This window comes from Serratia sp. TSA_7, assembly GCF_052692135.1.
Genome location: NZ_JBQZFU010000013.1, coordinates 87147 through 99499, shown reverse-complemented (window position 1 = coordinate 99499; position 12353 = coordinate 87147). Strand labels below are relative to the sequence as shown.

Below are 12353 nucleotides of genomic sequence, written 5' to 3'. Positions count from 1 at the left end.
TCATCACATTTTCCTCTGTGCGTGAGTAAAATGTGTCAACGCTATTCAGGACGGGTCATTCTCTTAAAAAAGGATGCCTGTGTTGGCGCACAGGCGTCCTTTTCTCGCTCACTGGTGATAACCCCGAACGGTTGAAAAGTGAAGCGGCTGGCATCACTCTGTGGCGTGAATCCCACCAGCCTCTTCAGGGGACCGATTAAACGTGGTGGCTCATGTGAAGCAAATAATGCCCTGCGGATAATAGCCCTGGCGCGTATGCGTAGCGATCCGCCAGAGGGCCTATTTTCAATTGGCGCAACCTACCTAATGCGCGTCACTTGCCGGCCCCCGGGATTGCTGACGTCGCGCGCGATTGCGCGCGCAGCGTGAGTCGAACCAGCGGTACGGTCAGCGCCGTCGTCACCAGCGCGAACACCACGAGGATCGTGTAGACCTTTGGCGGAAGGATCTGCATCTGCAGACCGATTGACAGGACGATGAGCTCCATCAAGCCGCGCGTATTCATCAGCGAACCCACCAACATCGCATCGCGTGGCTCAAGCCCGGTGGCACGCGCGCCCAGATAACTGCCGCCGAACTTGCCGATGAATCCGCCCGCGAGGAATACGCCGAACCACATCCATGATGCCGCGTCGTCGATCGTGCCGACCGACGCATGCAGCCCCGCATACGCGAAAAACACCGGCATCAGCACAAGCCTGACAAAACCTTCGACGTTGTCCCGCCACTCATTCGCGATACCGGGCACGCGCCGCACGAACAGCGCCGCTGCAAGTGCGCCAAATGCGCTATGAAATCCGATCAGCGACGTCGCGAGTGCCGATGCCATGACGAAGCATAACAACACGGCCAAGCGGTCGCGCGCCGCATGCGCAGTCGATGCGAGCCGCACAAGCGTCGGCCGAACCACGAAGCGCACCAGGAGCGCGCACAGCACCAGATACGCGAGCAGGCTGAGGAACATGCGCGCAAATGCCCAACCAGGCCCGCTCGATAGCGAAGCAATGGCTGCAAGCAGCATCCATCCGAGCGCATCCGTCAACATCGCGGCAGACATTGCGTGCCGTGCCCCCACCATGGCGTTGAGCGCCAGGTCGTCGACGATGCGCGCCATCACCGGTACCGCTGATATCGCAAGCGCGACACCACAGAAGAGTATATAAGGCAGCGCCGGCGCGTCGCCGGCGAGCATGTCTTTCGAGACAGTGGCGACGATCATGCCGATCGCGGCCGGTAAGACGAGCCCGCCCGCGGCGATCGCGACGGGCATGCGCCAGCGCTTGCCGCGCAGCGTCTCGCCCAACTCCATATGCAGACCCACCTGAAACATCAGCAGTATCAGGCCGACTTCACCGACCTGCCCCATCGCCGACAGCGTACGAGGGCCGAACAATGCATCGTAGAAATCCGGTGCGATCACGCCGAACAGCGAAGGCCCCAACAGCAAACCGGCCGCGATCTCGCCGACGACCGCGCACTGGCCAAGCCGTTCGGCAAGGCGGCCGCAGACGTTGCAGAGCGCGATCACCAGCACCAGTTGCAACAGCCAGACAGTCATGAATACCTCGGAAAGAGTGACACCGACACGAATCTGGTGGCCGCGAGCCCGAGCGGGCCCGCCGCGCCATACGCCATGATGACAGTGACGCCGCTCGCCAGGTTCGCGAGCGCCTGGCGGAACGACGTGTCCGAAACCTGCTCGGTGAGGGCCGCCGACTCACGCATCACCGCTCACTCGCAACGCGGTCAACCCAACCCCGGTAGAACGCACGGTACTTGAGCACGAGCTTGTCGTACTTGCTGTACGCGCCGCCGCCGTCCGGCTTCATCCCGTTCCAGATTTTGACGTCGTACTTCGCGGCCTGTCTGGTCTGCAGCCCAAACAGCACGTAGTCGGTCGCGCGGCGCAGAACGCCACCCACCTTTTTGATCGAGATGAGCATGTGCATGACGTTCTTGCCGTCGCTCACCGGCGTCACACACTGGAGCAGTTTGTATTTGAAGTCTCCGTCCAGCGAGACGGTCATGACGCACCCGCCGGGGTAGCCATCGAAGTGCAGGTTCATCTGCGACATGTTCAGGCCGAGCACGCGTGCCAGCATGCCGGAGGCCCCGAAATACCGGTCCACGGTAAAGTCGATCCCGGCACCGAACCACGCGCCCGCCTGTGCCAGAGACTCAACCTCCGGCCACCGGCGCCAATCGTCGAAGAGCTTGAGCTCGAAGGCCGAGATCGGGAGCTCGTGCACGGGGGACGCGTGTTGCGCGTCGTAGAAGTTCTCTACGATCCGCAAGACCGCCGTCGTCGTCTCGAACGCGAAGTGCAGGTGCATAAAGTCGCCGTTGTCGACGTCGGCTGCGGCGATTTCGGGCAGCGGGTGCAGCGGCTCCGGGGAGCCGTACCAGACCCACACGTAGCCGTATCGCTCGGCGGTGACCAACGTCGGCTGGCGTACCGATCGCGGCACGGGCTCCAGCCGGCGCACCGTCTGGTTGTGACCGGGGATGTGAACGCACTGGCCCTGCTCGTCGTACCGCCAGTGATGAAACGGGCACTGGATGCACCCGTCCTTGACCTGCCCGTCGGCCAGGTTCGCACCGAGGTGCGAGCAGTGGCGGTCCATCACCACCGCCTGCCCCGTCGCTCCGCGCCACGCCACGCAAGGACGGCCGAAGAGCGTCAACTCCGTCGGTTTGTCCTTGAGGTCATCCGAGCGCATCGCGACGTACCAGCTCGCGGCCACGCTCGTGGTCGCGTCGTACGCCCTCGAAGGATGCTCCTCGGCGTTCACTTGAACCAATTGAATGTCGTTCATCATTTTTGTGTCCTCGATGGCCGGCTACTTCTTCCGAGTCAAGCTGATGCGGGTCGTGATGTACGCTTTGAGCAGCGCGAACATCGGGTTGTAGTCGAAGTACTTTTTCACCTCCGCCGGCGCGCTGGTTTGTGTCCAGTGCATCAGCTTCATTGCCGGCAGCAGGCTGTACTTCGAGTTGTTGAGCTGCGGCTTGTCCCCGGTGATGCAGTACCCGAAGCCGAACATCTGCTTGGCGAAGTCTCGTTCGTCGATGAGGGCGTGGATCCGCGCCGCGGCCTCCCCGGTCGGCTTGCGCCCGGCGCTCACCGCCTCGATCTCGGCTTTGGCGTCGTTGAACAATTGGTAGTACCCCTCCATGTCCGCACACAGGTACCCGAGGTACGGAGGGTCGTTGTCGAGGTGATCGAGATCGCCCTCGTCGCGCGACGCGCGGAACCTCGCGTGGGCTTGCACGAGCCGGAACTGCCCGAGGATCGTGCCGACGGCCCACAGCCTGTGGAACGCGTCCCACAGGCGGAAGTCCGAGAACGCCGTGTAGCAACAGCTGACGAAGTCGTCGTTGTGGTCCAAAAGCTTTTGCTGCAGGCGCTCGATGTACTCGAAGCGCTCAGGGGAGAAGTCATCGTCGCGCAGCGCCTTGATGAGGCGGGCCGCGAGCGCGTGGATGGTCACAGCGGTGTTCTCGAGCCCCCGGGAGAAGAGCGGGTCGATGAACCCGTTCGCGTGCAGCATCAGGCAGTAGCGATCGCCGATGCAACGGGTCGACGAGAACTGCAGGCGGTCGGTCCTGACCCAGTCGCGCACCGGAATGGCGTCCCGGAACTGCGCCCCGATGCTCGGGAACCGCGCGAGGAACTCGTCGAACTCTTGCTGCGCGGAGATGTCCGTTTTCGGGTAGACACGCGGGTCGAGCTGCAGGCCGACGCTCACCAGATTGTTGGTCGACCGCGGGTGGTTGTTGAACGGAATCACCCAGAGCCAGCCGCCCTCGAACATGTGGTGCAAGGTCCCCTCGTGCCAGCGCCAACGCTGCCCCTTGACCTTGAAGATGTCGTCGAACGGCTTGACCCCGAGCATGTGCGTGTAGAGGCTGCGTGAGTGCGTCTTGAAGCGACACGGCTCTTCGCGGAGATTGAACTTGGTCGCGAGCGGCGCGCGGGGTCCTCCGCAATCGATCATGTACCGGCCGGTGAACCGTTCGTCCTCGGCGGTGGTCACCGCGACGCCGTCTTTATCGGCGTGGTATTCGGTCACTTTAGTCTTCTGGCGGACCGTGCAACCGTATTTAATGGCGGCCTGCAACAGGTAGGCGTCGACGTCTTGCCGGTAATAATGGCTCTCCGGCCCCCAGGGCAGCTCGGGAATGACACACTGCGTGAACTCCTTCGGGTCGTGCTCCTGGCCGGGCTTGTGGAACACGAAGCCGAAGTTGCGTTTGATGCCCGTGCTCGACGAGACGTAACGTTGCGTCGAGTAGAACGACGTGATGTGGTCGAGCTCCGGAATGCCGTAGCGATCGGCGATGATACGGTTCATCAGAGACGTCTCGGGAATCGACGATTCGCCGATCGTGAACCGCGGGTGCGACGACTCCTCGATGATCAGCACGCGAAACTGCTGTTTGGCCAGGATAGCCCCCATCTGGGTGCCGGACATGCCCGAGCCGAGGATGATCACGTCGAAGTGGTTGTTATCGCGCCCGTGCGCGGGGCTCTTCTGAGTCATGAGGGCAAATCTCCTTAATGAGATGGAACAGATGGCCGTGCGTGTCAGGACTCGTTGAGAGCGGTGCGGATGCGGGAGCGCGCGGCAAGCGTGAGCGTGGCCAGATCGCCGAGCATGCTGGGCGCGTACCCCCCACTGCCGATTGCCGGGCCGCTTCGCCCGACTTCGTACACCCGCTCCGCCAATTGAACATGAGGTGCCCGGAAGCGCAGCAGGACCACGAAGACCCGGTTGAGGGCCGCCAGCCCGGCCCGGACGGATTCGCCCTGGGCACCGGCCGCTCGCGCCTCGCCGATCGCACGGTCGACGAGCGACGGCCTCCCGGCGAACCGAGCGTAGACCGCCCGGTACGCGGGAAGCACATAGGGCAGATACGTCTCTTTGAATTCTCGATAAGCCTGGTGGTCCGATTGCGAGCCCCACAGGACGTGGTCCAGCACGAAGAGGGGCATTTCTACGGCACCGGGGCCAAGGTAGTTCTGGCCCCCGACGCGAATAGGTTCGTAGAAGGGGCGGAGCTCATCGTAGAAGACCTGCGGCGAGATGAAGCGGTACGCGTAAACGATCGATTCGACCATTTTTTGCAGATAGGCCGCCAGCTCGTCGCACCCTTGCGCAAACGCGGGCGACCTCAGGGGCACGTCGTGCAGCTCGACGGTCACCGCGATGGCCGCCTCGAGGGCCGCCATCGAGATGCGCACGCTCTCGAGCAGGTGCGCTTCGTCGCTGAGCCCGGTGTAGCTCCGTTGCGCGTCGGCCGCCGCGGGGTTCCAGACCGTCACATGCAGGAGCGTCTCGCGCGGCGGCAGGTCGGTCATGCGCGCCAGGTCGAGCAGCACCGGCTCGAGCCCGGGCACCACGTCCACGGGCTCGTGTCCATGCCGCTTGAGCGACCCCAGGAAAAACCCAATGTCCCGCATCGCGGCGGCGGCTTCGACGAAGCCCCATCCGGAGGGCACGCCGCGCACCGGGAGGAACTCGCGCAGCAGGCCCACGATGCCGGGCACGTCCTTGTTACGGTTCAGGTCCGGCAGTTGCAGAACGAGCGAGCGCGCCTGCAGCGGATCGCAGGCCGCCACGGCAGCGTGCGTGGCCGCGAATACACATGCCCGGTCGTGGGCGCGCTCCACTACAGGCTCTCCGGCGACGCGGGCGTCGGCCCGGGTCGAAACAGCCCCGCGTCGCCCCCGCGCAGCGACCGCAGGTAGTCATAGTTCGTCGGCAGGCTCGCCCGCAGACGCTCGGCCTCACGCTGAATGCGGGCGAACATCGCCTCGGCCTTTTCGATCGACTCCGGTCGCAGTTGCAAGAGCGGCAGCGACCGGTCGGGCAGCATGCCCAAGCCGGCAAAAATGCAGTAGTAGTTCCCGTTCAACCAGAAGTTCTTGAATTCGAAGTCGAAGGTCTCATAGTACGTGGAATCGTCGAACGACGTGGTAGTCAGCGGCAGCCCTGCCTTGTAGCGCTCAACCTTCTCTTTGATGGAGTCAGAGAGCCGCAGGTCGTGCCGGTTCGCGAGCCAGAACGGCGTGTCTTCGCGCGACGAGGTGAAATAGTGCGCCTGAACAAAGTCTCGGCAGTCGTCGAACATGTAGGTGATCTCGGCGTTGAACGCGTCGGCCAACCGCGGGTCGAACGAGGTGTCGGGGAAGTGCTTCACGAGTTGGTAAAGCGCCGCGTAGATGAAGTAGATCCCCGTCGATTCCAGGGGCTCCAAAAAGCACGACGACAGCCCGATGGAGACGCAGTTGTTGACCCACGCCCGCTTGTTGCGCCCAACCCGGAACTTGATCTGGTTGAGCGGCTGATTGTCCGAGAGGCCCCAGAGGTTGAGGAAATCGGTGGTGGCCTGGTCGCGGGAGGTGAACTTGCTCGAGAAGACGTAGCCGCTGCCGAACCGGCCCAGCATCGGAATTTTCCAGGTCCACCCCGAGTTCATGGCGATCGCGGAGGTGTAGGGTTCGACCCCCACTTGCGCGTCGTCGTTGGGTACGGCGCTGGCGACAGCGCTGTCGCACAGCAGGTAGTCGGACATGTCAATGAAGGGCTCTTTCAGGGCCTGATTGATCAAGAGCCCCCGCATGCCGGAGCAGTCGATGAACAGGTCCGCCTCCAGTTTCCGGCCCTCTTTGGTGAGCAGGCTGGAGATGAAGCCGTGGTCGTTCAGGTTAACCTCAACGACCTCGTCGACCACGCGGTTCACTCCGCGTTCGACGGCCCAGCGCTGCAAGAAATCGGCCACCAGGTGCGCGTCGAAGTGCCACGCGTGGGACATCTGACGGGTGCCGTCGTGCAGGCAAGGTGCCAGATTGCCATCGAGCGCCCCGGGCTGCGGGTAGCAAGCGTATGCCATCGACTGCTGAAAGCCCTGTTCGCGCTTGCGCAACCAGTAATGGGTCAGCGGCACGCCGTCGCAGCTCGGCACATTGCCGAACAAATGGTAGAAGTAATCGTTGCGCGAGTGGTCGGGAGACTTTCTCCAATTCACGAACTTGATGCCGGCCTTGAACGCGCCGTTCACCTGGGGCATCCACTCCTGCTCCGGTATCCCGAGGAAGTCGAAAAACACCTTCTGCAAACTCGGGATGGTCGCCTCGCCCACGCCGATCCGGGGGATCGCCGCAGATTCGATGAGCGTAATGTTCGCCTGCTGCTGGAGCGCCCGGACGAGGTATGAGGCGGACATCCAGCCCGCAGTGCCGCCGCCCACGATGACGATATTCTTGATCGGTTTGCTCATGACACTCTCCCATAGGAGGATAGTGGAGATGTTAGATTAGGTTCTAATCAGGCTAGACTCTCGTCTGAAAATTACCACATTCCGTTTTAGAATTAACTCAGCGATATATCCTCACGCGAAGCGCCCCCTAAACACCCTAATTATGCACCACCCTCCACCCGGTTAAATATATTACTTTCAACCGGTTAAAATTACGGGAAAAGCCGGAAAAACAAGACCACCTCATTATTTATCATAATGAAATCAAGCCTTATAACACCTCAACCCATCCCAAAGTGGATTTACATAACCTGCTGTTTTTACTGAGCAATCATAATGAAAAGAGGCAAATAAACTTATCAAAAAGGGTCATGTCAGACGCTTTAAATCACTGCCGACACCGCTTTGACCTCATCCTTTAAATAAACAAATTACCTATTGGATATTAATGCATTCGGAATTGATAGCATGCTCACAATCCTATAAATCCAACACCCAGATAGTTATAGGTGATGCATTATAAACTTGCCAGCCAACAAGAATAATCGATTCAGATTCATTCGTTAATTACGTATAAAAACATCCATAAAATAATATCTTTTTCACGTTCAAACATTCAGTCTAAAAACAATTATCCGTCTGGTTTTCATACAAATACTCAGCAACATTCGGAAATTGTTTTCTGCCGAAATGAGTATCGGGAAGACATTGAGCCGGTAATAGAGGCCGCTGCGGAATTCGCGGTCGGCGACCCTCTGCTGCAGGTCGCGGTGGGTGGCGGCGACTCGATCGAGATTTCTGCCGGCTCGTAAAAACAGCGTGCCTTGGCCCACCAGCTCAAAACGCCCCATACGCCGGGTGCCGGCACCGGTAAACGCCCCCTTTTCACTTTTTAAAAGACCGGAACCGGTCGATAAGATGAAGGACATTGCAGCAAAGCATTTTCCTGCAGCATTACCTCCAGAGGCTTGAATTTTGTTGTTTGACCGGCAAGAGACAGCGGCAGATTTGCGTGAATGATGCGACGCATGTACAACGTTGTTCTGGTGTTTCTGGCGTGTTTTTCGGGGGCGTTCACCTGTACCTTGAACAGGTCAGAGACGCCGTTCAAAGCCCTTATCAACATGACTCTCACTGGGTGTGTTTACATTTTTGACCAAGGGCTTGTCTCAATCTCGTGCTCGATTCTATTCCGTATTCTTATCATTAAGGCCTGAGGGTATAAATGAGGGTACAAAAAACAAAAATATCCATTAAATTATAATGCGACCCACACCTTTCTGCGAACGGGGTTATTTTCCGTTTAAAATTCACTGCACAGTTTGCATGCGCTGCCCGATATAGCCGACAGGCTTGGTAAAGGAGAGTCGGGAACATTATCGCCAACATTTATCAGGGTGCCGGTCACAACATTATTCCCAAGCTGGTCAGCCATTTTCGTCAACCATTACCCCTAGTTTTAAAAGAGGCTTGGCTGGATAATGGCAAACCCTGCCCACGATATGTAATTAATTTACCGCTAATTATTCCCCCGCAAAAACCTGTGCCGTCATTATATAAACGAGTGCTGAAGTACTACGCCGATAACTGCGCGGAACCCAATATCAATCACTGCGATCAATGAACGCCTTATGCAAACCTTCCAATGGGTGATGTTGAACTTTTTCTTTGCCACAAAATGGCTTAGGTATCGTCAGACGTTGCCTGATTTGCGCCGGATAACAACCAACATTCGACGTATTTAACCCAGCCGACTTCCTGCCGGCTGCCCGCTGCGCCGTTATTCTTTCGCGTTAACCTTTCTCATAAGCAGTGAATTACTTTCCTGGAAAATAATTCAACGCTGTTATCAAGATATCCCGCTTGCCACTCATTTTACGGCGACAGAGCTTTAAGCTTGACCTGCCAAAACAGTTTCATTATTGTACAAGAAATAACATTTTTAAAAATATACGTAATGAAATTAATCAGGCGTTTTCTTTTAAAAAGAAAAATAGTTTTCACACTTGCCGTCACATCCTCCATTCTGGCATTTATTCTTTATCAGAATAATTATCAGTTGGTTGAAAGTACGGTAACGATCCCTCACAAACCGAATAATCTTGATGCCGTCCTGGCGATGCCGCGCCATCTTCCTCCTGGCGAGAAACCCGGCGTAGTGATATTTGTTCACGGCGACGGAGATATTAACGCCACTCACGGCGGTTTTTACCGCCCCATCTGGGAAGCGCTGTCCAAAGCCGGTTTCAGTTCGCTCTCCTGGAATAAACCTGGCGTTGGCGGCGCGCCGGGCAACTGGCTGCAACAGAGCATGGACGATCGCACCAGCGAAGTGATCTCCGCCATCGATTGGATAAAACATCAGCCCCAGTTGGACGGCCAGCGTATCGCACTCTGGGGTGCCAGCCAAGGTGGATGGGTATTACCGAAAGTCGCAACGCGATATCCCGATATCTGTTTCATGATTGCCGTTTCGCCCGCCGTTAACTGGCTGGAGCAGGGTCGCTATAATACTATCGCCAGCATGAAGCAAAAAGGCCGTTCGGAAAGTGAGATAGCGGCGGAGTTAAAGCGCGAGCAGCAGGTCCTGGCATTGCTCGACGCCAACGCCAGCTTCGAACAATATCAACAAAAAGAGGGGAATGCCGCCGACTTCACCGCCGACCGCTGGACCTTCGTGATGAAAAATTACCGTTCGGACGCTACGCAAGACCTTGCCCAGGTTCACTCGCCGGTCTTTTTGGCCTTGGGCGGAAAAGACATTAACGTCGATATTAAAAATACCGAAAATGAATACCGCAAGCGCTTAAACAAAGCAGGCCAGCTGGATATCAAATTTTATCCGCAGGCGACGCACTCCATGCTGGAAAAAAGCACCGAGGACTCATTAATAGAGACCTGGTACAAAGGTTTATTTTTCCCACGCGCCATTTTCTATCCCGGTTTTTTACAAGATCAGCAGGATTTCGCTTGGCAGCACCGTCATTGCCAGTAAAAAACCTCTGCGGGGAGTCTTCCTCCCCGCCCTCTTCCTTATCTAGTGCCAGCGGAAAATCCGCATCCCCAGAACAAAGGTAAATACGCCAAATCCCATTAGCATCAGCGTAGCCGGCATGATCAACCTGATATCTCCGCCTTCGATAAAGACTTTGCGCATGGCGTCCGCCAGCATCGTCAGCGGCAGGTATTCAATAATGCTGACCATCCAGTGCGGGAAATTTTTGTAGCTGAAGAAGATGCCGGAAAACAGCACCTGGACCAGAATGGTCACTTCCAGCAGGCCGTTTGCCGTTTGCGCCTTCATCGCCCGTGACGAGGCAAGCACCGCTATGCCAGAGAAACAGACATTACCGGCGAACAGCAGCAGCAGAAACGCGCTGAACGATCCCTGAATTTCCACATCAAAATAAACGCGCGCGAACAGGTTAATGATCAGAATCTCAATGAAGTTGATCAGAAAACAGGCGCCGATATGGGCCATCAGAAAGGTGGATTTTCGCATCGGCGTGATACACATCTGCCGTGTGACGCGGGTAATTCGCTTCTCCACCAACGCCCAGCCAACGGCGATCAGGCAGGTTTCCATGATCGCCATCGCCAGCAACCCCGGCACCAGGAAATCAACGTAACGGAGGCCGGCAGTTTCGAGAACGGAAAGATTTTTCTCCGTCGGTTGCCGCTCGCCCTGTTCCTTCTCATTCATCAAATAGTACGAGAGCATGGCTTCATTGTCCTGCGGATCGAGATAGTAAATCCGCTTCTGCCCCGTCTGCTGCGGAATGACCTCGACGAACATCTGAATGTCGCCGCGTTTCAGCGCCAAGATAACCTCATCGCGGTTCTGATAATAACTGACGAGGTATTTCACCTTAATCAGATGCTGACGCTTCACCTCTTGCAGATTGACGATACCTTGCAGTTGGTGATCGGTAGCGGCCAGTTGCTCACTCCACTCGCGAACCTGCGCCGCCGCCGTCTGATCCTGCGGCATAACAATGCCAATACGCCGCTCCGGTATGTCCTGCGAGGAAAAAGAGAGGCCCAACAGCCATACCAGCAGCAGGGGAAACCCAAATGACCAGAAAAGGATCTGCGGCTCACGAATGTATTGCCGGAATTGAGTGAGCATCAGGTTGAACAGCGCGCTATTCATGGAACCCCCTCCCAGCCAGCGACATAAACAGATCGTCGAGCGTTTTTTTCCGTACGATCAGCTCGGCTATTTCGACGCCGGCGTTTTGCGCAAATGCCAGCAAGTGACTGATAAAGCTGCTCGCATCCATAATAAGCATGCTGATTTTTCCGTCCTTTTCGTTGAAATCGTATTCCAGCACCTGAGGATGCTGTCTCATGGCCTCCAGGCGCTCGGGCCGGGTGGCCCGACATTCAATCACTTCACCGTCGCAATGCTTTTTCAGCAATTGCGTCATGGTGCCCTGCGTCAGGATCTCCCCCTGGTTCATAATGCAGATGCGATCGCAGAGATACTCGGCCTCCTCCATATAGTGGGTGGTCAGCATCATGGTTGAACCATTCTCCTGGTTGAGGCGACGCAAAATATTCCAGGTATCGTGACGGATGCGCGGATCCAGGCCCGTCGTCGGCTCATCGAGGATCATAATCTCGGGTTCGTTGAGAATCGCCACCCCCAGTGCCAGACGTTGACGCTCGCCGCCGGAAAGCCCCTCCACAAAGGTGCGACGCTTGGCCGACAGCTCGACCAACTCCAGCACTTCACCGGTACGGCGGCGCGGGCAGCCGTAAAAGCTGCCGAACAGATTCACCGTCTCCTCAACCCGCAGTTTGTTGATAAACAGGGTCTCCTGCAGCACCCCGCTCAACCGTCGACGCAGAAACTGCGCATCCTGCGCCCAGCTTTTTCCCAACACCTTTACCGAACCGGAGTCCGGCTGTTTTAACCCTTCCAGGATCTCCACCAGCGTGGTTTTACCGGCGCCGTTCGGGCCCAGCAGGCCGATAAACTCGCCACGAAAAATATCCAGAGTAATCCCTTTAAGCGCCTCATGATTGCGGTAGCGCTTACGCACCCCATCGAAGGCGATGACTTTTTCACTGCTTTTATTTTCCAT

9 protein-coding genes and 1 pseudogene are annotated in these 12353 nt (G+C 57.5%); 1 reads left to right on the top strand and 9 read right to left on the bottom strand.

Going from position 1 to position 12353, the window contains the following annotated elements; all coding sequences use genetic code 11:
• Positions 1-313: 313 nt before the first annotated feature.
• The 7 genes and pseudogenes from ACUTQW_RS24195 to ACUTQW_RS24165 form a co-directional block, all read right to left on the bottom strand.
• Complete coding sequence (locus tag ACUTQW_RS24195; protein ID WP_020439786.1) at positions 314-1558, bottom strand: cation:proton antiporter; 1245 nt, start codon at positions 1556-1558, stop codon at positions 314-316.
• On the bottom strand, positions 1555-1725 hold the full coding sequence (locus ACUTQW_RS24190; RefSeq protein WP_020439787.1) for a hypothetical protein: 171 nt from the start codon (positions 1723-1725) through the stop codon (positions 1555-1557). The genes ACUTQW_RS24195 and ACUTQW_RS24190 overlap by 4 nt, the downstream gene beginning before the upstream one ends.
• Positions 1725-2819, bottom strand: a complete 1095-nt coding sequence (locus ACUTQW_RS24185) for a Rieske 2Fe-2S domain-containing protein (RefSeq protein WP_004948052.1) — start codon at positions 2817-2819, stop codon at positions 1725-1727. The genes ACUTQW_RS24190 and ACUTQW_RS24185 overlap by 1 nt, the downstream gene beginning before the upstream one ends.
• A gap of 21 nt (positions 2820-2840) precedes the next feature.
• A complete protein-coding gene (locus tag ACUTQW_RS24180; protein WP_037433648.1) occupies positions 2841-4544 on the bottom strand; it encodes an NAD(P)/FAD-dependent oxidoreductase in 1704 nt (567 codons plus the stop codon).
• 44 nt (positions 4545-4588) lie between these two features.
• Complete coding sequence (locus ACUTQW_RS24175; protein ID WP_006327994.1) at positions 4589-5674, bottom strand: monodechloroaminopyrrolnitrin synthase PrnB family protein; 1086 nt, start codon at positions 5672-5674, stop codon at positions 4589-4591.
• Positions 5674-7284: a tryptophan halogenase family protein gene (locus ACUTQW_RS24170; protein WP_006327996.1), complete on the bottom strand. Its 1611-nt coding sequence runs from the start codon at positions 7282-7284 to the stop codon at positions 5674-5676. The genes ACUTQW_RS24175 and ACUTQW_RS24170 overlap by 1 nt, the downstream gene beginning before the upstream one ends.
• Positions 7285-7952: 668 nt before the next feature.
• Positions 7953-8168: pseudogene (locus ACUTQW_RS24165) on the bottom strand (sigma 54-interacting transcriptional regulator); the annotation flags it as partial.
• Between the two features lie 992 nt (positions 8169-9160).
• Here ACUTQW_RS24165 and ACUTQW_RS24160 point away from each other — a divergent pair.
• Positions 9161-10258 carry an alpha/beta hydrolase family protein gene (locus tag ACUTQW_RS24160; protein ID WP_445654995.1) on the top strand — a complete coding sequence of 366 codons (1098 nt, stop codon included), beginning with the start codon at positions 9161-9163 and terminating at the stop codon, positions 10256-10258.
• A gap of 42 nt (positions 10259-10300) precedes the next feature.
• On the opposite strand, the gene ACUTQW_RS24155 is transcribed toward ACUTQW_RS24160, so the two are convergent.
• A complete protein-coding gene (locus tag ACUTQW_RS24155; RefSeq protein WP_006328007.1) occupies positions 10301-11416 on the bottom strand; it encodes an ABC transporter permease in 1116 nt (371 codons plus the stop codon).
• Positions 11409-12353, bottom strand: a complete 945-nt coding sequence (locus tag ACUTQW_RS24150; protein WP_006328010.1) for an ABC transporter ATP-binding protein — start codon at positions 12351-12353, stop codon at positions 11409-11411. Before ACUTQW_RS24150 ends, ACUTQW_RS24155 begins: the two co-directional genes overlap by 8 nt.

Bases quoted from the DNA above. Each gene is read 5' to 3' on its own strand.
- ACUTQW_RS24180 (WP_037433648.1), bottom strand. From the start codon at position 4,544: ATGACTCAGAAGAGCCCCGCGCACGGGCGCGATAACAACCACTTCGAC.
- ACUTQW_RS24150 (WP_006328010.1), bottom strand. From the start codon at position 12,353: ATGGAAAATAAAAGCAGTGAAAAAGTCATCGCCTTCGATGGGGTGCGT.
- ACUTQW_RS24190 (WP_020439787.1), bottom strand. From the start codon at position 1,725: ATGCGTGAGTCGGCGGCCCTCACCGAGCAGGTTTCGGACACGTCGTTC.
- ACUTQW_RS24195 (WP_020439786.1), bottom strand. From the start codon at position 1,558: ATGACTGTCTGGCTGTTGCAACTGGTGCTGGTGATCGCGCTCTGCAAC.
- ACUTQW_RS24185 (WP_004948052.1), bottom strand. From the start codon at position 2,819: ATGATGAACGACATTCAATTGGTTCAAGTGAACGCCGAGGAGCATCCT.
- ACUTQW_RS24170 (WP_006327996.1), bottom strand. From the start codon at position 7,284: ATGAGCAAACCGATCAAGAATATCGTCATCGTGGGCGGCGGCACTGCG.
- ACUTQW_RS24155 (WP_006328007.1), bottom strand. From the start codon at position 11,416: ATGAATAGCGCGCTGTTCAACCTGATGCTCACTCAATTCCGGCAATAC.